General features: G+C 43.7%; 12 protein-coding genes. 11 read left to right on the forward strand and 1 reads right to left on the reverse strand.

All coding sequences use genetic code 11. The features are described 5' to 3' along the window. Positions 1-241 precede the first annotated feature (241 nt). Positions 242-3802 (forward strand): BamA/TamA family outer membrane protein, encoded by a 3561-nt coding sequence (locus HCZ91_RS06400; protein ID WP_179798723.1) that lies wholly within the window; start codon positions 242-244, stop codon positions 3800-3802. Positions 3803-3904: 102 nt separating this feature from the next. Further along, positions 3905-8899 (forward strand): translocation/assembly module TamB domain-containing protein, encoded by a 4995-nt coding sequence (locus tag HCZ91_RS06405; protein ID WP_179798724.1) that lies wholly within the window; start codon positions 3905-3907, stop codon positions 8897-8899. Positions 8900-9050: 151 nt separating this feature from the next. Here HCZ91_RS06405 and HCZ91_RS06410 read toward each other — a convergent pair whose 3' ends face one another. Continuing rightward, a complete protein-coding gene (locus tag HCZ91_RS06410) occupies positions 9051-9215 on the reverse strand; it encodes a hemin uptake protein HemP (protein ID WP_010200173.1) in 165 nt (54 codons plus the stop codon). Positions 9216-9508: 293 nt separating this feature from the next. Here HCZ91_RS06410 and HCZ91_RS06415 point away from each other — a divergent pair, with 293 nt between their 5' ends. The 9 genes from HCZ91_RS06415 to HCZ91_RS06455 all read left to right on the forward strand — a co-directional run bounded on the left by HCZ91_RS06415 (position 9509) and on the right by HCZ91_RS06455 (position 20822). Next, positions 9509-10642, forward strand: coding sequence for an NUDIX domain-containing protein (locus HCZ91_RS06415; RefSeq protein WP_179798725.1), 1134 nt, complete (start codon positions 9509-9511; stop codon positions 10640-10642). A gap of 449 nt (positions 10643-11091) precedes the next feature. Further along, positions 11092-12339: a lipocalin family protein gene (locus HCZ91_RS06420; protein ID WP_179798726.1), complete on the forward strand. Its 1248-nt coding sequence runs from the start codon at positions 11092-11094 to the stop codon at positions 12337-12339. Between the two features lie 356 nt (positions 12340-12695). After that, complete coding sequence (locus HCZ91_RS06425) at positions 12696-14138, forward strand: glyceraldehyde-3-phosphate dehydrogenase (protein ID WP_179798727.1); 1443 nt, start codon at positions 12696-12698, stop codon at positions 14136-14138. Positions 14139-14427: 289 nt separating this feature from the next. Then, positions 14428-15633, forward strand: a complete 1206-nt coding sequence (gene cgtA / locus HCZ91_RS06430) for an Obg family GTPase CgtA (protein ID WP_057759175.1) — start codon at positions 14428-14430, stop codon at positions 15631-15633. Between the two features lie 78 nt (positions 15634-15711). Next, positions 15712-16884, forward strand: a complete 1173-nt coding sequence (proB, locus tag HCZ91_RS06435) for a glutamate 5-kinase (protein ID WP_057759177.1) — start codon at positions 15712-15714, stop codon at positions 16882-16884. A 92-nt stretch (positions 16885-16976) separates the two neighbouring features. Continuing rightward, positions 16977-18113 (forward strand): uroporphyrinogen decarboxylase, encoded by a 1137-nt coding sequence (gene hemE / locus HCZ91_RS06440; RefSeq protein WP_179798728.1) that lies wholly within the window; start codon positions 16977-16979, stop codon positions 18111-18113. Between the two features lie 109 nt (positions 18114-18222). Continuing rightward, a complete protein-coding gene (gene argC / locus HCZ91_RS06445; RefSeq protein WP_179798729.1) occupies positions 18223-19290 on the forward strand; it encodes an N-acetyl-gamma-glutamyl-phosphate reductase in 1068 nt (355 codons plus the stop codon). A 103-nt stretch (positions 19291-19393) separates the two neighbouring features. Continuing rightward, positions 19394-20260 carry a hypothetical protein gene (locus tag HCZ91_RS06450; protein WP_179798730.1) on the forward strand — a complete coding sequence of 289 codons (867 nt, stop codon included), beginning with the start codon at positions 19394-19396 and terminating at the stop codon, positions 20258-20260. Between the two features lie 166 nt (positions 20261-20426). Continuing rightward, on the forward strand, positions 20427-20822 hold the full coding sequence (locus tag HCZ91_RS06455) for an ATP-dependent Clp protease adaptor ClpS (RefSeq protein WP_179798731.1): 396 nt from the start codon (positions 20427-20429) through the stop codon (positions 20820-20822). Positions 20823-20899: the final 77 nt, after the last annotated feature.

Raw genomic sequence — 20899 nt, forward strand, 5'->3', positions numbered from 1 at the left:
GTAGTGAAAACAAAGGCTACTACCCATTAATGCTATCTATAAGCTAGTAGCCTTCTCTAAGCTAGTAGACCTACAAGGCAGTAGACATACATTGCTAAAGCCGACACTATAGATAACCAGTCATAAAATTAAAGTAGTAAACCATTAATTCCAGATAACTGCTATAAGTTTATTCACCGGTCAGACTTGACGATCGTTATCGTTGATAAGATTGTGCCGCGTGAGCTGATAGGACGTAAAGATGATAAAGCAGCCTTCAACTCGAGCATTCAAGGGTCTCATGATGCAGCGTGACACAGCCATAATTCAAAACGATAATAATAATCCAAGTACATATCCAGCAACGCCGCGTAAAAATTTCAGACGTTCGGCATTGTGCACTGCGCTTGCGACCAGTTTGTTCGGTATGGCATCTGCGGCAATGGCAGATACCATTAATAATGCAAACAATACGGCTATCACCAACTTATCTGCTAGTAATCAAACGCTTAGCAATCAAACGCTTAGTAACCAGACTAACAATAGTCAAAGTGCGAATGATCAGGCGTCTATCAAGCAGTCAGCTATATTGTCCGATGACGATACTCAGCTAGATATGGCTCTAGATGCGCTACGTCTGAAAAAAGCAGTAGAACAAGGCATCATCGATCAGTCAATATTGGACGACTATAGCGAACAGAGCTTGGGCATTAAGAAACCTAACTCGACAAAGTCAGGATCTAAAAACTCGTCCACGCAAAATGCCAATGCTCAAAACTTATCTTCTCAAAACAACAACACTCAAAATCTAGAAACTTTCACTGATAGTCCAAGCAATTCATATAATCCAAATAACGCTCAATCAATCGCTTCTAATGATGACCTGTTGCAACAAGCAACCGAGATTCAGCAGCAGGGTTATCAAATGATGACCCCTGAGCAGATCGATCGTGAGCTAGCGGCAATGGATGCGCAGAATGCTCAAGACATTGACAGTATCAATATTAGCAATAATGATAGTGATTTTGATGCGCCAATCGCTACGTTAGATGACACAACATCGCCAATTGGTCTAGATACAGAGCTAGATGCAACAAACTTGCCAGCACCCAACAATCTTGATACGTTGGGTAGAAGTGAAACCACGGAAGAACAGGCGAGCGCAGCTGAAGGGATGTCACGTCCGATCGAGGTAAGTGGCGCTGTTAGCAATGAAGATGTCGTTAGCAATGAAGCTATTGTTAAGAATGAAAATAGCCTGACGACTGATGATAGTAGTGATGAGGTGATAGCTGGTACGAATGTGCCTGCCAATGTAGAAGGTACGACGACAGATATTATCAATCCTAATGACTATCTACCAGATTATCAGAATGATACTCAGGCCGTTGATCAAAGTATCGAACAAGCCAATAGACCACGGCCACGCGCACGCAATAGAGGTAATATCGTGACGCGTCTCTACAATCGCTTTTTTAATGACGGTGGCGTGGTGGCTTTGCCAAATGTAGAAACCGCTATTTATCTAGAGCAAGTATCTGCTGAAGACTCTCCTAATGGTAAGGCTCAGCTAGTTGAAGCTGATAATGACATTCAGCCAATGAAAAACATCAAAGCAGCACTGGATGATACTTCCGTTCAGTCGGTTATTGACTTTACTGCGGCATTGCCACGTTTGCGCGAAACAGCACAGAATGCTGCTAAAGCCGTTGGTTACTATGAGGTTGAGCTGCGTTTGACCCAGCCTGATCGCGATACAGTCAATGTTGTGATTGAAGAGCTAGGCGAGCCGGTACTGGTAGACAGCCGTATTATTGAGATTCGCGGTGAGGGCAGTGAGCAAGAAGAGTTTGCATCGCTTGAGGCAGACTTGCCGCCGCAAGAAGGTGATATTTTTAATCACCGTGTCTATAAGAGCAGTAAAGCGGCTTTAGAGTCCTTGAGCAATACCTATGGCTATTTCGACCAGTACTGGCTGAACAAATCTGTTGATATCATCTTGCCTGATAACAAAGCGGATGTCTCGTTGGTTTACAACACAGGTGATCGTTACGAGTTTGACGATGTGGTGTTTTTTACTTACGACAAAGAAACCAATACGCTGACCCAAGATCCTGACAAGTTACCAGTAGAGCTTTCATTGTTACAACAGCTCTATGGCTTTACGCCTGGCGAGCCGTTTTATCGTCCAGCAGTCACGAAGTTTAGTAATGACTTATCGGCAACTCGTTACTTTAATACGGTCAACGTCGAGTCGATACTACCACCAACTGATAGTAGTGAAGCTGGTACCTTGGCGTTTGACAATGCTGCTACCGAGGGTAACGACACATTAGATGACGATATTAATAATGTGGACAATGATAGCGTCGCAGATCTGAGTAGCAATGATGGCGCAGCTGCCTTAAATGTGACGGCTAGTAAAGAAGATACGGTTAACGATAATAGTGATATAGGTGCAGAGAGCGATAGTGCTCTGAGTGCTAATAGTGGCGAGACGGTCAATGAAGCGGATATCGCTGCTATTGATTTTGAGGCTGATGAAGCCACCCTTGATAAGCTGCAAGCCATCAGACAAAAAGCAGAACGATTAAGCCGCTTGCCGAATGATCGCGTGCTTGATGAAAAAGATCAGGAAGCCGATAATTTATTGGGCAAAATCAGTGATTCAATCAGCAATGTCGCACAAAAGATATTCCCTGATGAGAAGAGTCTGATCGCTGACGAAAACTTTGTACCACCAACGCTAGCAGGACGTAAAACGCCGCAAGACGTTGCAGAAAGCAAAAAAGTACCTTTATATGTGTTTGTATACGCGGATAAACCACGTGATGCTCAAGTTGGTCTGGGTTATGGTACAGATACTGGCGTTCGCGCCACCGCAAAAATAGACTACAACTTGCTCAATCGCCAAGGCTATCAAGCAGGTGCAGAAACGGAAGTTTCGAGAATCAGCAAAAACGTGGCTGTGTATGCCAGTCGACCATGGAAGCACCCGCTCAATGATAAGCTAGATGCACGTCTTACTTATGAAGAGGAAGTGATTGACCAAGGTGAAGGCAACTTTGATCTATCAACCACAACGCTAAAAGCGGCTTTGGCACGTAACATTCGTAGTGACACTGGCTGGAATCGCAGCTACTCTGTGCGTTATCGCTTGGATGAGCTTGAGACAGGGGTTGATGGGGCAGCACTAGATGATCTGCCTATCCGCTTTACCTCTTCAAGTCCGAAACAGCGCGCGCTGCTATTTGGCTACGGTATGAATAAAACAGATACTGACAATGCTACCAACCCAACGCAGGGCATGCGCCAGTACTACTCAATCGAGGCTGGCACTGATAGCGCATTCAGTGATACCGATATGGCGATTATTCGCGCAGGCGTTAGTGGTATCTATAGCTTTGGCGAAGACAAAAAGCATCAGGTATTAGGTAGTGCCAATGCCGGTTATATCTGGGCGGATGATTTTTACGATGTGCCTTATAAGTTGCGTTTCTTTGCAGGTGGCGATCAGAGTATCCGCGGTTATGACTATGAGAGCTTGTCACCATTAGATAAAGGCTATCTGACGGGCGGGCAGGTGCTAGCGGTCGGTAGCGCTGAGTATAACTATGAATTTAAACCAGGTTTCCGTGGCGCATTCTTCACTGATGTCGGTAATGCCTACGACAAAGATTTTGACACTGAGACAAAAGTCGGTGTCGGTGTCGGTATCCGCTGGGCATCGCCTGTAGGAATGGTGCGCGTCGATGTGGCAGCTGGCGTGACTGAGGAAAGTATTCCAGTACGACTACACTTCTTTATTGGTTCACCGTTATAATCGCTTAATGTAGTAGTTCCAAATGTTTAGTAGCTCCAAATGTTCTAATCATCACTTATCGTACCGATTGCTGGTCTTCATTTTTTAACGTAGTTGAGTGTCATGCTGACAGAAAATACCCCGCCTAATAATGCTCCAGATGAAGATCCAGCACAGCGTGATGCCCGTGCCGTTAGGCGTTGGTATCCGTTGTCATTTCTGCTCAAACTGCTGGTATTGGTGCTTATCGTACTGGCGATTATGTTTGCCATATTTTTTTATGCGGCAGGGACTGACGCTGGTACGAAGTTTATATTAGAAAAAATCAGTGTTGAAACAGGTATTGATTTCAAATACGGACGCGGTAACTTGCGCGATGGTATTTGGGTTACTGATATCGATATTGAAGCGACTGAAGATCTTGAGATATTAGTAGATAAGGCCTACGTCAAAATAGGCTGGCGTGCAGTATTTGCAAAAGAAGTGCATTTAAGTGATGCAGACATTCAGACCATAGAGATTATCAATAAAAAACCGCCTACTGGTGAACCATTTGATTATAAAACTTTAAAATTGCCAGTAAACTTGCGTTTTGATCAAGCAAGAATTAAGAAAATCACCTATAAGCAAGTAACCAAAGATCCTATCGTTATTCAAGATATTACGGCGCGTGATCTGACGTGGGTAGGTAGTACGGTGACCGTTGGCCGTGGTAATTTGCAGTATGCTGATATCGTGAAAGTTAGTGCCTTACAAGGAGAAATCTACTTACAGGGCGACTATCCATTAGATTTGAGTGCGATTGCGGAAGTCAGCGCCCTTGAAAAAGCCTATATCGACCCATTGAATATCTCTGCAACGGGAACGCTTAAACGTACTGTCGGTAAAGTACGTAGTCGTTATAACGATAGTGATGTAAAAGGCGACTTTGTAGTACAGGGGCTGGATGCAGGTGCGCCGTTTGATGCAAAACTACAGTGGGATGATATTCTTATCCCTTATGCTGATAGTCAAAACATTCGCCTACAAAGCGGTACAGCCACAGCTTCTGGTGTCATCTCTGAGATACGATTGCGTATCAATACTGAATTGACAGCCAAAGACATTCCATCAGGTCATTATCAAGGCCGCGCCGTTATTGCCAATAGTCAGCTACGTATAGATCGCCTAGATGCTGACGTGCCAGCGGGACGTTTGGCGTTACAAGGTATTTTAGATTGGAAAGACAGCTTTGAAGCCACGGTGCGTGCGACGGGTAGCAATTTTGATATTCGCCAAGCTATTCCGGCTGAGTATACTGACTTTAAAGCTTATGCGCCGCAAACCCTTAACGGTAGACTGTCACTGCGTTATCAGCAGCAGAATGCCACTGGTAACACGCAGATTGATGCAGATTTGCGTCAGCGTGATGGTGAGCATATCAATGCCAATATGGTTCGTGGTAAAACTTCTGCTAAATCTAAGCAGGTCGCGCCTTGGTATATTGATGCTAACTGGAAAAACTTGACCCGCCGTAACGTACCCAATATTGGCAATATCGACAGTCCTAGTGGGCAGGCGGACGTTATCGTTCGTGGTTCAACCCTATCAGTCGATGCCAATGCCGTTATCAATGAGCTAAATGCTGCCCCCAAAGGCAACTATGATCTACGTATACGTAAGGCTGGTGATGTCATAGATATCAATCGTCTTAATTATAACGGCATAGTAGGAGACTTATCCGGCACAGGACAGATTCAGTTAGCGAGCAAACAGCGTCCACTGACATGGCAGATTGATGCCAGTACCAAAGGTCTACTCCCTAAGAAATATCGTAGCGACTTACCGCTTGAGCGCCTAACAGGTAGTATAAGTGCGCGTGGCCGACTGCTAAATATCACCAAAAATGGTGTTAGCGGACAGCGTCATGTAATTACTTTAAACGATACCGATATGCAAGCGCAGCTCGATGCAACGCAAGCAGATCGTTCTATCGGTATCACAGGTGCTGGTGATGCCAGTGTTGATATCGTAGGTGGTGAGCTGTCAGTATTTGATGCGCGTTTTGATGGTCGGATTGATACAGCAGATGTACCACAAGGCCGTCTGTCTATCGATGCTGCGGGTACGCCAAAGCTGATTAGTATTCGTAAGCTGAACTATAAAGGTGAAGCGGGCGCAGTTGATGCAAAAGGTGTTATCGACTTACGTAAAAATATCGGCTGGAATATAGATGGTCGTTTTGATCAGTTCAACTTGGGTTATTTTTTACCCAATAATCCAGCGATAATCACAGGCGATCTAAAGACCAGTGGCGAATGGCAAAATGCACCAAAGAGCAGCAAAAATACCGCAGGCACATTGCAGCGCTTTGCCGTAAATTTCAACGGCATATTGGATGCCGAGCAATTGCCAGCAGGTAAGCTAAATATAGAAGCCAGTGGTGACAGTCAGCTGATCCGTATCAATCGTTTCCGTCATGTGGGTGCGGCAGGTAGTATCGATGCCAGCGGTACCGTTGATGTGCGTCAAGGCGTTGCATGGGATATCAACGCAGTCATGGATCGTTTTAACATTGGCTACTTTCTAAAAGATACTCCAAGCCTTATTACTGGTACGATTGATACAGATGGCCGCTGGAGTGACACGCAGCAGATTGTTAATATTAAACAAGTTAATCTGAATGGCATGCTAAAAGGTCAGCAACTGAGTGCCAAAGGCAGCCTATCAGCGAAGATGCGTTTGCCTAAAGATTTAGCAAGTTACTTCAAACAACTTCAGACCCAAGATGCCCAAGCACAGTATAAGCAAGTGAATGCTTTGATTGATAGCTTAAATGCTAATAACCTTGTACTACGTTGGGGTGACAACTATGTCACGGCTAACGGCAATGCCAAGCAGCTACAAACCAAAATTAATATCACCAGTCTAGATCAGCTGTCTAGCCAACTGGCTGGTAAAGTCACTGGCGGTGCCACGCTGTCTCAACCAGCTGGACAAGCACTGCCTACTATTTATATTGATTTGGTCGGTGAGCGACTCGCGCTACCTGGCTTTATATTGCGTCAAGGCCGTGTACGCGGCAAGCTGGTCAACTTAGCCAATAGCCCAAGCCAGCTAATTGTAACTGCTGAAGGCCTAGATGCTGCTGGTCAGAGTTTCGATAGTGTTAAAGCGTCTTTTAATGGGACAGAGAAATCTCATGTGGTCGATCTCAATGTGGCCAATAAGCAACTCGATGTCGGCGCTAGGCTAAAAGGTGGTTTTGATCGAGACAGGCTAAGCTGGTCAGGTGTCATTGGAAAAGGCCGCATTAAATCTAAATATGCGACTTTGAATCAATTGCAACCTGCACAGCTGATTGTGAATTTACCTTACAATCAGGGTGGTGAGAACCGTGATCTAAAAGTACAGCTTGCCGCTCACTGCTGGCAGGCCACGGATCAAACCGGTAAGCTGTGTCTACGAGAAAAACTAGTGGCATCACCAGACCAAGGTGAAGTCAATGTAGCGTTGCAGAATTTAGATACGTCGTTATTCTCAGTGTTCTTGCCAGAAGATATTGACTGGAATGGTAAGATTAATGGTAAAGCAATCGTTGGATGGCAACGTGGTCGTCCGCCAACTATCAATACCACGCTATATTCAGACAACGGCAAGATTGGCCTTGTTCAAGATGGTGAGAGCACATCAATGACCTTGCCATACAAGCGTGTCTCTCTTATTGCTTTGTCTGTGCCTGAGGGCATCAAGCTGCGTACTGATATCAATACTGGACGCGGGGCGCGTGGCTATGCTGAAGTGATCGTCGATCCTTATAAAGACCCTAAACCAATCTCTGGTGCACTGGTGCTGAACGAGCTTGATCTTGCGATATTTAAGCCATTCTTCCCCGGTATGCGCGTCCTAAGAGGTAACGTCACAATGGCGGGTGGTCTAGGTGGTACCTTAACCAAACCGCAGTTCTATGGCGACGTAAAACTCTCTGACGGCCGTATAGCCATGCTTGATTTGCCAGTAAATCTGTCCAAAGTAAATGCGGCAGCCAAAATCCGAGGTACACAAGCGACCATTGATGGCACATTCAATAGTGGTACAGGTGAAGGCGAATTGTCAGGGACAGTCAATTGGCAGCAAAAACTGCAGGCCAAGTTGAGTATCGTCGGTGAAGGCCTAGTCATTACTCAGCCGCCATTACTGGTCGCTGAAATTGACCCTGATATTGATATTATCGTGCGCCCAGGCGATCGTTATGTTGATATAAAAGGGGCGATCAGTGTGCCGTCTGCGACCATTCGTCCGCCTGAAGCCAGCGAAGATATCATCACTCAGACTGAAGATGCAGTCGTACTAGATCGTCGTTTGATTGGTAATATCGATGAAGTACTGGCTATCTCAAAACCTTGGTCAATCAATGCTGATATCGGTGTTGATTTAGGCGATGATATTAACTTCCGTGGTTTTGGCGCAGTCATTCCATTGGCAGGGGCGATTAATGTGACTCAGAATGGCACAGGTATCATGCGTGCCAGAGGTGTTGTACAGGTCTCACGCCGTACCAATATCAATGCCTTTGGACAAAGCCTAGAGCTTAATTATGGTCAAGTGCGTTTCAATGGCGATGTGATGAAACCGAACTTGAGTATTGAAGCGGCAAAAACGATTAATGGCAAAACAGTTGGTCTGCGTGTCCAAGGGACGACTGAAAGCCCCAATATTATCGTCTTTAACAATGCAGGACTGACCCAGCAACAAGCCATGAACGCGTTGGTGACAGGTCGCATCGATAATAAGAGCGCGACACAAATCAGTGAGCAAGGGTTTAAATCGCAAGTGACCAATAATCTGGCCGCCGCTGGATTGAGCTTTGGTCTGAGTGGCACTCGTAGCCTGACCAATCAAATCGGGCAAGCGTTCGGCTTGCAAAGTCTGACAGTCGATGCCTCAGGTAGTAGCGAGGACACCAATGTCAACGTTACAGGTTACGTTACCCCTGATTTGTACATTCGCTATGGCGTGGGTGTTTTCAATGCGCAAAACAGCCTTTCTGTTCGTTATCAATTGACGCGCCGCATCTATGTAGAAGCAAGCTCAGCAGCAGAAAATGCAGTAGATGTGGTCTATAGTTGGCAGTTCTAAATTGTTTACTTAGAGGACGACTGCTTTTTAATTGATGTCAGCTGAGAGAGCTTCTAAAATTATTTTTAAGTTGGATAGCATACAAAAAAACGCCTTCATTATGAGGCGTTTTTTTATAGAAGTATTGAAACAGATAATATTGAAATAGACGTTATTTGGTTAGAATCAAGCGATTGTTGCGAGTTAGGCGTAGTCGATACTCTTCGCCTTCATGCTCGATACGTACCTCTTTAGTCAGCGCAAATAGATGTTGTGATTGCAGAGTAGGTAAACGGTTTTCACGACAGTTTAAATAACGAGAGATGACCATGCTCATAGTAAATTCCTTTTGAGAAGAAGTGGCTTAAAAAATTGGCTAACCATAGCGTAATTGTTTTTAACGATAATAATTATCATTTAGATTTGATAAATTTGCAAGGCAATTGATAAAATAAAATGCAGTTATTATGTAAACTTATCTAAGTTCGCTGTCATAAACCATCTCGAATGAATTTTTTATCTATATAAATTAATAGGTTAGGTGATAAATTTAAATAAGTCATCTAGCCTATAAAAACTATTAAATTATCAGAAATAATCAGAGTAAACACTGAAATAAAGGATATAAGTATGTCGAATAGGTCAAATCAACAATCAGAAACCAAGCCGGAAAGTAAGACAAATAGTAAGGCGAAAACTGACAAACCCAGCATTGTAAATGTTGCAGTGGCTGTCATTCATTATAAAGACCAGTATTTGCTTGGGTTTCGAGATGCTACTCAACATCAGGGAAATCGTTACGAGTTCGTCGGTGGAAAGATAGAAGCAGATGAGTCAGCAGCGCAAGCGTTGATAAGAGAGGTAGCTGAAGAGACAGGTATCCTGCTTGATAATAATACTGTCGTTAAGCTTGGGCGTTTGCATCATGATTATGGCGATAAGCAGGTCAGCTTACAGGTTTATAAGATTGAGCTGACAGCAGAGCAGTACGAGCAGCATAGACACCGTGAACAGGGTTTGGAAGGGCAGGCATTAACTTGGGTAAGCAAATTACAGCTTTTGGCAGGAGCGTATCATTTGCCTGCTGCTAATAAGACAATCCTTGAATGGTTGAAACTTCCATCGAATATAGCGATTACTTATCCTCTGGCACACTTCAACACACACACTGACGCAGCAGCATGGCTACAGTATCACCAAGAAAATCTAGCATCAGAATCGTGGGTATATATCCGCTTGAAGGACGCAAATTCTAAACATCTTGCTGAGCAATTGATGACGGCACGCCCAGATATTTTAACGATTTTACCTAATGATAATGAGCAGCCTTTGAATGTTGAGGAATCACTAACCGCTAATGAGACAGAAACTGGCCAGCGGATAATTGCTAAGCATTTAACACACTCGACACTGATGCAGTGTTTCAATGAGGTAGGCAGTTCTACAGCTCTTACACAGTCGTTATCTAAAGACTATCCGCTTATCGTCAGCTGTCATGACATTGCAAGCATAACGGCAGCCAACAAACTTGCCAGCATGCGCATACAGAATGCATTACCACCAGTGATTGGTACTTTCGTATCACCTGTGCTCGCTACCCAAACGCATCCTGATGACACACCGCTTGGCTGGGAAGCATGGTCAGCATTAGTAGAGTTAGCTGATATGCCTGTTATTGGGTTAGGTGGTCTGGAGCCTGCTATGCTCAATCAAGCATTGCAGTATGGCGGTATCAGTGTGGCAGGTATTCGTCACTTTATATAATCCGCATGACTCAAAAAAGCTATAGGGAATCCATCGTGTCATTTGTCTGAATGTGACCCGCATTAGACTTCTGTATTAAGCTTAGTAAATTCAAATAACTGATTTTTAACTTAGTTATCTAGCAAGTAACTGTGTGGTTATGATGTGTTCAAACAACACTCAAACCCTATAGTTACTTACAAACCGTTGCGTTTTCCTACATTGCACTACTGTTTTAATAGTCCAGTTGTCCTTAATATATATTGCATATCTACGATACGTTGATCTTATTTCTATAGACGAGTGACTGATCAAAAGTGATGTTCAAAATACAATAATAAAAAAGCTTTTGTAGAGTCAAGTTTTGCACGAATAATTTATACCAAAGCAAATGGCTTTTAGAAAACGAGACCAAATAGATGCCGTACATAAAGCGTTTTTAACAATCACTATTTAAGAATGGTACTCCTATGAAAACCAATAAGTTACCTGAGTCAGCATGGACTGATTCACAGGCAGCTGGTTCTCAACTTCAGCAGCCTAAGCAATCGCTCAATGACAATGAATATGGCGATGATACGCAACAGACAAACCAAGCTAGTAACGATGCTAGCTATAATCACGACAGCTCGAATGGCGAATATTCGCACCATCTGGCAAAAGACACGTCTTCGCAAGACAGCTATTTTGGATACAAAAGCGCCGACAAAAGCCCTAGGGCAAAAGAGTCAGCTATGAGTAACAATGAAATAAGCAAAGATCTAAAAAATAGCAATGAGGAAAATCATGACGTGGCTAGTGGCTATAAATCATCTGGTTATAAGTCAGCGCAAAATAAGCAACTACAAAATAAGCAACCACAAAAGCTAAATGAAGATGAGCCATTAATGTCAGGACTGTTAGAGGATCAAATAGATAATCTAAACAGTAGTTCTGAACACGCCATCGACGCTGAGAAAATCAGTGATTCATCAACAAATAATTCATCTTACAAAGAAATACCGGAGCGCATATTTATGAATGGACTTATCAAACATACAGGCATTGCCTTAGCGATTATTATACCGTTAGCAGCGTTCTCAGCCTATGCGGCCACGCCACCAGTAAACATGGCAACTAATAACACGGCGACTAATGGCATGTCTGATGATGCGATGAGCGAGAAGACCACGACTGATGTGCTATCGGTTAAGCCAAGCGATATTATTCATAAATCTGCAAGCACGCCAACTACTGTAGATAGCGTAGATCTGAACACCTATGCAGGTACTTGGTATGAAATCGGCCGTTTGCCGATGTATTTCCAACGTAAATGTGCTGGTGATGTTACCGCTAACTATGCTCAAAAAGAGGACGGCTCAGGAATCACGGTTACTAATAAGTGTGTGAGCGAGGATGGTTCGGGTATTGTTGCAGAAGGCTTGGCTAAGCCAGTCGATGAAAGCGGTAGCAAACTAAAAGTGACGTTCTTACCGAAGTGGATTCGCTGGATTCCAGTCGGCCGTGCTGATTATTGGGTGCTGGCACGTGATGCAGAGTATAAAACTGCGCTAGTAGGGACGCCTGATAAGAAATACTTATGGTTACTAGCACGCTCGCCAAATATCAGTCAGGAAACGTATACTAAATATCGTCAAATTGCTCAGCAGCAAGGTTATGACTTAAAAGGGTTTACATTGACATCGCAGAGCAACCAAACAGTGAATCTAGCACCATAATAGATGTAACTGAAATTACTGCTTCAGTTAGTTAAGCTCTATAGCAATTATTATTTCATCACGTCTCGATAAGGCAGCACATATAGCTGCCTTTATTTTTATTACTAGCTGTATATGAGAATTATATATAAGAGCTATATACGAGAGTAAAACCTATTATGCACGCTAGCTAATCGGTTACCACTGGCAAAATGAGGCGTTTTAGGCTAAAATCTAGGCGATTCAAATACTCTAGCGTCAATAACCCATATTGATAGTGGTTGATTATCATATTAGAGTCGCCATTTAGAGCATACACGACCTATCTATTTTACACTTCTTCATATTTTATTGATCATACATTACTGACCATAAGGATGTTTCTCGTGAGCAACGCTGATACCTTACGCCAATTACATCAAGACCACTTGAACAACTACAACAATCAAGAGCAACAAGCGATTGAGCTTATGGGGCTACTAAATAAGCTCTATAACAAGCAAGACGTACAAGTGACTTTGTTTGGCGAAACGCTAGACTCTACCTCAGTTGGTCAAATACTTGCTTTACATCAAAAAGTAGCACTACGCGACCATGGCGCCAAAGCTATCGATATCGCTGATACTCTAGCGATGGTAGAAGTTATTTCAGAAAATGCTGATATCCAAGCCACTCGTATCGATGTTGGTCAATTGATTGCTAATGATACTGACTTACAAACCGCTCTACAGTCTATCAACAACGCTGGTGCTGTAAACGGCGCCACGGACGTTGTACTTTACGGTTTTGGCCGTATCGGTCGTATCTTGACTCGTCTGCTATTGTCACAAGCGTCAAGCGCAAAAGGTCTACAGCTAAAAGCGATCGTTGTACGTCCAGCTGCTGCTGGCGACTTGGCTAAGCGCATCTCATTGCTTGAGCGTGACTCAATCCATGGTAGATTCTTAGGTGGCATTAGCATTGATGATGATAATAACGGCATGATCGTTAATGGTCGTTTTGTACAAGTTATCTATGCCAAAGACCCAAGCGAAATCGACTATACTGCTTATGGTATCGACAATGCTCTTGTTATCGATAACACAGGTATCTGGAAAGATGAAGCAGGCCTTGGCAAGCACTTACAGTCTACTGGCGTGAAAAAAGTGTTGCTAACAGCACCTGCTGGCGGCGATATCAAAAACGTCGTTTATGGCGTGAACAATGATACCGTTGGTGATGATACGATCGTTAGTGCTGCTAGCTGTACGACCAATGCGATTACGCCAACGCTGAATGTATTGAATGATGAGTACGGTATTGTAAATGGTCATGTAGAGACTATTCACTCATTTACCAATGATCAGAACTTGGTTGATAACTATCATAAAGCTGACCGCCGTGGTCGTAGTGCTGTGATGAACATGGTTATCACTAGTACTGGTGCTGCAAAAGCCGTTGGTAAAGCATTGCCAGAACTAAACGGTAAGCTAACGGGTAACGCTATACGTGTACCAACGCCAAACGTCAGCCTAGCAATTTTGAACGTGAATCTAAAAACTGCTCCAGCAAGCGCTGATGCGTTAAATGAGTTCTTGCGTAAAATGGCTAATAGCAGCACTTGGCAGTCGCAGATTGCTTACACAGATTCTACAGAAGCGGTATCAACGGATTTCGTTGGTACGACTCATGTTGGTATTATCGATGCTCAAGCCACTATTTTGACTGACAACCAAGCTATCGTATATGTTTGGTATGACAACGAAGTAGGTTATAGTACTCAGGTATTGCGTTTGGCGACACAAATGGCCGGAATCAGCTACGCTCAGATTCCAGCATAGATTACTAAATACAGTAGAGCAATAATGTCATACCAAGTATAGTAGGGCTATCGTGTCATAAGATTGCGCTGTAGCAGATATTACTTTGAATAGCTTGGTAGGACTTTAACTGTCATACTTAAACACCCGATAGTCCGATTGATTATCGGGTGTTATTGTCATAATGGGCACTAAGTAAAAGTAGACTTTATACAGTGTTTATTTTGACGCAACAACATAGCAAAACCCCAAAATACAACCGTTGGTTGTAACCAGTTTCTAGACTGGATTGTGAATTAAGGAACGTAAGATGCGATTTATTGATGAAGCCGTCGTAACGGTAAAAGCAGGTGACGGTGGTAACGGAATCGCCAGTTTTCGCCGAGAGAAATATGTCCCGCGTGGTGGACCTGATGGTGGTGATGGCGGCAAGGGCGGAGATGTGTATGTCATTGCAGAAGACAACACCAACACCCTAGTTGACTATCGTTATACGCGTCGTCATGACGCCATGCGTGCTGAGAACGGCCATAGTAGAAACTGTTCAGGTAAAGGGTCTGATGATCTTTATTTACCAGTACCAGTTGGTACGACGGTAGTTGATACCGAGACAGACGAAGTATTGGGCGATTTGATTGAGATCGGCCAGACACTACTGATTGCCAAAGGTGGTGATGGTGGTCTGGGGAATACCCATTTCAAAAGTTCGACCAACCAAGCACCGCGTAAAGCGACGTCAGGTTTTGAAGGTGAGCTAAAAGTTCTCAAGTTTGAGCTAAAAGTAGTGGCTGATGTTGGTTTGATTGGTTTGCCGAATGCTGGTAAATCGACCTTTATCCGTCAAGTCTCTGCTGCTAGACCAAAAGTGGCTGACTATCCGTTTACTACCCTAGTACCAAACTTGGGTGTGGTCGATATTGGTCGTCATCGCTCATTTGTGATGGCAGATATTCCTGGTCTTATTGAAGGTGCGTCAGAAGGTGCCGGACTTGGTATTCGCTTTTTAAAACATGTTGCGCGTACGCGTCGTCTGCTACACTTAGTTGATGTTAAACCTGTTGATGGCAGCGACCCAGTCGAGAATGCTCGCGTTATCTTAAACGAGCTTGAGCGTTTTTCTCCTGAATTGGCCAACTTGCCGCAGATTTTGGTATTAAACAAAATCGATCAGGTTAATGATGAAGATTTGAATGCGCTTTGTACTCATATTGTCGCAGAGCTTGGTTGGACTGGTATGGTCTTCCGTACGGCAACGTTAACTGGTGAAGGCGTTGATGCAGTCAAATATCATCTAATGAATGACATTGAACTTGAGCGTGAGCGTGAAATAGAAGATCCTATTTTCGCTGAAGCACAAAAAGAACGTTTCGAGCGTTTAGAAGCTGAAGTACGTCTTAACACTGAAGCCCAGCGTGAAGCGTATCGTGCAGCTCGTAAAGCAGCACGTGAAGGCTTGGATGCGTCTGATTTTGACGACGATGATGACGATGGCGTTGAGGTAATGTACGTTCCTTAAGCTAGTATGCTTGAGCAGTTATATTTGAATTGTGAATTTAATCCCTACAATCAATTGATATGAAAAAAAGGAGTTTATATGGCAGATGACATAGCAAACACGATGGAAGAAGCAAGATTTGTTAAGCAAACTCGCAACTTTGATATTCAGCGCGTTATTGTCAAAATTGGTTCATCACTATTAACCAATAACGGTCGAGGGCTGGATCGTACTGCCATATATGAGTGGGCAAAGCAAATTGCTAAGCTGCACAAAAAAGGCGTTGAGGTACTGCTAGTATCATCAGGTGCTGTTGCTGAAGGTGTGGTACGTATGAACCTTGAGGAACGTCCCAAGAAACTAGCAGCACTACAAGCCTGTGCTTCTATTGGTCAAATGGGGTTGATTGAAACATGGTGGTCAGCTTTGATTCAGCATGGCATTCAAAGCTCGCAGCTACTCCTAACTCATGATGATTTGTCTAATCGTAGCCGTTACCTCAACACGACGGGTGCGCTGACACAGTTATTAGAATGGCGCGTACTACCTGTTATCAATGAAAACGATACCATTACGATTGATGAGATTAAATTTGGCGATAACGATACCTTGGGTGCGATGGCAGCCGCAATGGTTAATGCTGATTTGTACATTATCTTAACCGATCAAGAAGGTGTCTTCACTGATAACCCACGTGATAATCCTGACGCTAAGATGATTCGTCAAGAACGTGCAATGGCTGATTATTTATTTGATATTGCAGGAGACGGCGGCAAGCTTGGACGCGGTGGTATGCTAACCAAAATCCGTGCTGGACGCCTTGCTGCTATGGGTGGCTGTCCTACTGTTATCGTTAGCGGTGCTATTGATGACGTTATTACCCGTGTGGTATCAGGCGAAGCGGTAGGTACGTTATTGACGACTAATGACGAAGATAAAATCATTGCGCGTAAGCAATGGCTAGCTGCGCATCTACGTATGTCAGGTAGCTTGGTCGTTGATGCAGGCGCTGCAAGAGCATTGACTGAGCACAACAGAAGTTTATTGCCAGTGGGTGTTGTAGAAGTGCAGGGCGGATTTGATGAAGGTGATGTGGTAGAAATCATTCATCAAGATACGGGCGAACGCATAGCCGTTGGGCAGGTAAACTTTTCATCGAATGATGCGCGCCGCGTCGCTCGTGAGCGTACTGAACAGTTCGATAAGATCTTTGGCAGTAGCGAAGAACGTGTCGTCATGGTACACCGCGACAACCTTGCATTAACTGTATAGCGCTTTTATATAACCTTTTTTATTCAACTTATTTTATCCAGCACAATATCCATTGATAAATATGGATATTGTGCTGTTTTGGAGATTTGTACATGAGTGCTTCAGACGGTAGTAACTCGGTTCAGCAACAGTTTGCACCTTTAAAAAATGATAGATTGCTACGTGCATTACGTTTTGAACCCATTGATACCACACCGGTATGGATGATGCGTCAAGCTGGTCGTTATTTACCAGAATATAAAGCCACTCGTGCTGAATCGGGTGATTTTATGAGTCTGTGCAAAGATACAGCCCGCGCTACTGAAGTGACTCTACAGCCATTGCGCCGCTATGACTTAGATGCTGCTATTTTGTTTAGTGATATTCTAACTATCCCTGATGCGATGGGATTGGGCTTGTATTTCGAAACAGGTGAAGGCCCGAAGTTCAAACATCCTATTCGTAAGCAGGCTGATCTTGATAGATTGCCAGTGCTTGAGCCAAACGACTCTCTAGATTATGTAATGCGTGCTGTAACCAGTATTCGTAAAGCATTGAATGGTCAAGTTCCATTATTTGGTTTCTCTGGTAGTCCGTGGACGTTGGCTACTTATATGATAGAAGGCGGTAGCTCGAAAGATTATCGTTATACCAAAGGCTTCTTATATAGTAACCCTGATTTTCTACATCAGTTATTAGACAAGCTTGCGACGTCAGTTATTGACTATTTAGATGCCCAAATCGTCGCTGGTGCTCAAATTGTACAGATATTTGATAGTTGGGGCGGGGCGTTAGGCCATCGTCAATTTATCGAATTTTCACACATTTACAATAAGCGTATTGTCGCTGAACTAAAAGAACGTCATCCACAAGTACCTGTAGTGCTATTCACTAAAGGTGGTGGGTTATGGCTTGATATTCAGGCTGACAGCGAAGCGGACGTGTTAGGTTTAGATTGGACTATGCCGATTGATCGTGCGCGTCAAGTATTGACTGAAAGTCAGCGTCAGTTGAACAAGAAGCATAAAAAATTGCAAAGCAGCAAAGCTATCCAAGGTAACTTAGATCCAGCGACATTATATGGCTCGCCTGCAACTATCCGTTCGGAAGTGAACGCCATGCTTGACCGTGCTTACGCTGACGGTGAAAAGACTGGTTACATAGCAAACTTAGGTCACGGTATCACCCAATGGGTTAACCCTGACAATGCCAAAGTGTTTGTAGATGCAGTACACGACTATAAAATTTAAGAGTCAGAATATTTAGAGACTGATTCTGTATTTGTAGAATTACACGCATTACAGGCAAACATAGAATCTATCAGTGCATATTTAGTATTTACCAAGAAAAGGGTGTTTTATGATTTCAGCAGCGATCGTCGGTGGTACAGGCTATACGGGTATTGAGCTCATTCGCTTATTATCTGCCCATCCTGAGGTTTCTATTGATTTATTAACTTCTCGTAGCGAAGCTGGCACTCGTGCTGATGAAATTTTCCCGAGCTTACGCGGTGTGTCTGACAGCGTTTTTAGCGACTTGGGTAATAATACGCTTGCTGCATTGCAAAAATGTGATGTTGTGTTTTTTGCGACGCCACATGGCGTAGCAATGAAGCAAGCTGAAGCGCTTACACAAGCTGGCGTCAAGGTTATCGATTTGGCTGCTGACTTTCGTTTGCAGTCACTGACTGACTTTGAGCATTGGTACAAGCAGTCACATGCTTGTCCTGAATTGTTAAAAAAAGCAGTCTACGGTCTACCAGAAATCAATCGTGACAAGCTTGCGAATGCGTTATTAGTAGGCAACCCAGGTTGTTATCCAACCACTGCAATCTTGGGCCTAAAACCAATTATCGAAGCCCAGAATAAGCAAGCAGAGCGTTTGATTGAGTCTCGTATCGTAATTGATGCAAAATCTGGTGTGTCTGGCGCAGGTCGTCAAGCATCACTTGCACTTAACTATGCTGAGACAACGGATAGCTTTAAGGCTTATAGCGTCGAAGGCCATCGTCATTTACCAGAGATTGAGCAGGGTGTCGCACAGTTATTAGACAGTCAGTTTACACATCGTATTCGCTTTTTGCCGCATTTAGTACCGATGATTCGTGGCATGCTAAGCTCTATTCATATGGAGCTGACCAATGCTGGCGCTGCTATCGATTGGCAGCAAGCGTTTGAAAGTAGCTATGCGTCAGAGTTGTTTGTTGATGTCATGCCAAAAGGTCTTTATCCTGATACGCGCAGTGTTCGCGCTAGTAACCGTCTACGCATTGCCGTACATCAGGACAATGAGCGCGCTGAGCTAACAGTTATCGTCGTTCAAGATAACTTAGTCAAAGGTGCTGCTGGGCAGGCTGTGCAAAACATGAATGTGATGTTCGGTTTTGATGAGTCAATGGGGCTGAACTTTGCACCGATTGTTCCTTAATATCAACGACTTCATATTCCAATCATTCACATTTACGGTGCTAGGTATTGATTATAAATTCGGCTATAATGACTTGCCCTTACCCTTAAGAGATACTGTCTAGATGCGTGTTCAGCTCGTACTACGCTTTTGCTCACAGCCAGCACGTCTATCGTGCAAAGACTCGGTTATACCTAGCTTGGAGCGCAAACAGCATTCCTTTAGAAATAATAATGTCCCTATAAGTGGTATTGCTAGCTCACAACGCGGCGCTTCTACATTGGTGTTGGCACTGTTCGTTGTAGCCGTATTAGTGACAGCGGTGGTTGGGCTGGTATTCGGTCATAAGCTTGGTTACCAACGTGGCCTTCATTCGATGGAAACAGAAGCCAAGCAAGCAATCATCGATAGCACTGAAGCGACACAAGCGCTAGAAGATTTGCGCCTTAGCAATAAGATAGCTACTAACCAAGCGGCAACTGCCAAACAAGAACTGGCTATCAGTTTGGCTAATTTAAAAGAACTGCGTGAAAGCCAGCAAGAATTGACGGTAGAAAATAAACAAGTGTCACAGCTCAATGAGCTATATTCAGATGTCATCCGTGAGAAAGGTGGTATGCCTTTACAGGTATTAGGTGCCAAAATTTCTCCACTACCTGAAAATGCTTTTGAGTATGGTTTTGATATTGGGATGCTTAGTAGCGATGGTCAAGCCAAACGCTTAAGGCCTGTATTGACGCTACTTAACAATGATGATCTTGTAGAAGTACCTCTTGACCCTGCATACCATATGATCGAAGGTATCGTTCGGATACGTGGTCGCTTTGTAATGCCATCAGGCTTTAGACCATTGCAAGCCAAACTGACTTTGCAAGCTGGTGGTCAGAAAGTAGAGCAATTGTATGACTGGAAGCTCGGTGATAGTGTGGAAAACATGCTACCATCGCTCCTAGATTTACCAGAAGTTGATGAAAGTCCTATCGTACCTTAATTACCTCATGTCTTAATGAAATACTCAGTGACGATGCTGTGGTTGAAATCAAAGCACAATGACCTTAATTAGTAGTTGTGCTTTATACCATGCCTTATCGCCTGCCTTAACAACCTCTTCTATCTTAAACTTACCTTATAATTATATTTTGATTATGATGAAAAAAATGATATCACAAGCCACGCCAACGGTTGCTGATTGGCACTTTCCCAATATGCCTCCTCATCGTGCACAAGACGGTGATACCGATGGTGAAACGTCACCGCAAGCAGATGTATTGGTCGCAGAGCCTGAAGTAGCCAAACCGCCTATGTATGCGGTCGTTATGTACAATGACAACTACACGCCGATGGAGTTTGTGGTATACATATTGCAGTCAGAATTTCGTCATAGTATGGATTCTGCGGTCGAGATTATGCTGACTATTCATAATAGCAGCAAAGGTATTGCTGGCATTTATCCCAAAGATATTGCCGAGACTAAGGCCAAAAAAGTAAATAGTCTGGCACATCGTGAAGGTTATCCGTTATTGACCCAAATCGAACCGCATCAAGGAGAGTAGGAGCCCATCTCAGATTCTGTGTAACTGCCATTTAGATTAAATGCCTGCTTATACGATCATCAAACATAATCATAAAG

Origin of the sequence: Psychrobacter sp. BI730, from assembly GCF_013414195.1 — a bacterium.
In the GTDB taxonomy this organism is placed as follows: domain Bacteria; phylum Pseudomonadota; class Gammaproteobacteria; order Pseudomonadales; family Moraxellaceae; genus Psychrobacter.

Excerpts from the sequence above, each read along its gene's own strand:
- HCZ91_RS06400 (WP_179798723.1), top strand. The coding sequence starts at position 242 with ATGATAAAGCAGCCTTCAACTCGAGCATTCAAGGGTCTCATGATGCAG.
- HCZ91_RS06405 (WP_179798724.1), top strand. The coding sequence starts at position 3,905 with ATGCTGACAGAAAATACCCCGCCTAATAATGCTCCAGATGAAGATCCA.
- HCZ91_RS06410 (WP_010200173.1), bottom strand. The coding sequence starts at position 9,215 with ATGAGCATGGTCATCTCTCGTTATTTAAACTGTCGTGAAAACCGTTTA.
- HCZ91_RS06415 (WP_179798725.1), top strand. The coding sequence starts at position 9,509 with ATGTCGAATAGGTCAAATCAACAATCAGAAACCAAGCCGGAAAGTAAG.
- HCZ91_RS06420 (WP_179798726.1), top strand. The coding sequence starts at position 11,092 with ATGAAAACCAATAAGTTACCTGAGTCAGCATGGACTGATTCACAGGCA.
- HCZ91_RS06425 (WP_179798727.1), top strand. The coding sequence starts at position 12,696 with ATGTTTCTCGTGAGCAACGCTGATACCTTACGCCAATTACATCAAGAC.
- cgtA (WP_057759175.1), top strand. The coding sequence starts at position 14,428 with ATGCGATTTATTGATGAAGCCGTCGTAACGGTAAAAGCAGGTGACGGT.
- proB (WP_057759177.1), top strand. The coding sequence starts at position 15,712 with ATGGCAGATGACATAGCAAACACGATGGAAGAAGCAAGATTTGTTAAG.
- hemE (WP_179798728.1), top strand. The coding sequence starts at position 16,977 with ATGAGTGCTTCAGACGGTAGTAACTCGGTTCAGCAACAGTTTGCACCT.
- argC (WP_179798729.1), top strand. The coding sequence starts at position 18,223 with ATGATTTCAGCAGCGATCGTCGGTGGTACAGGCTATACGGGTATTGAG.
- HCZ91_RS06450 (WP_179798730.1), top strand. The coding sequence starts at position 19,394 with ATGCGTGTTCAGCTCGTACTACGCTTTTGCTCACAGCCAGCACGTCTA.
- HCZ91_RS06455 (WP_179798731.1), top strand. The coding sequence starts at position 20,427 with ATGATATCACAAGCCACGCCAACGGTTGCTGATTGGCACTTTCCCAAT.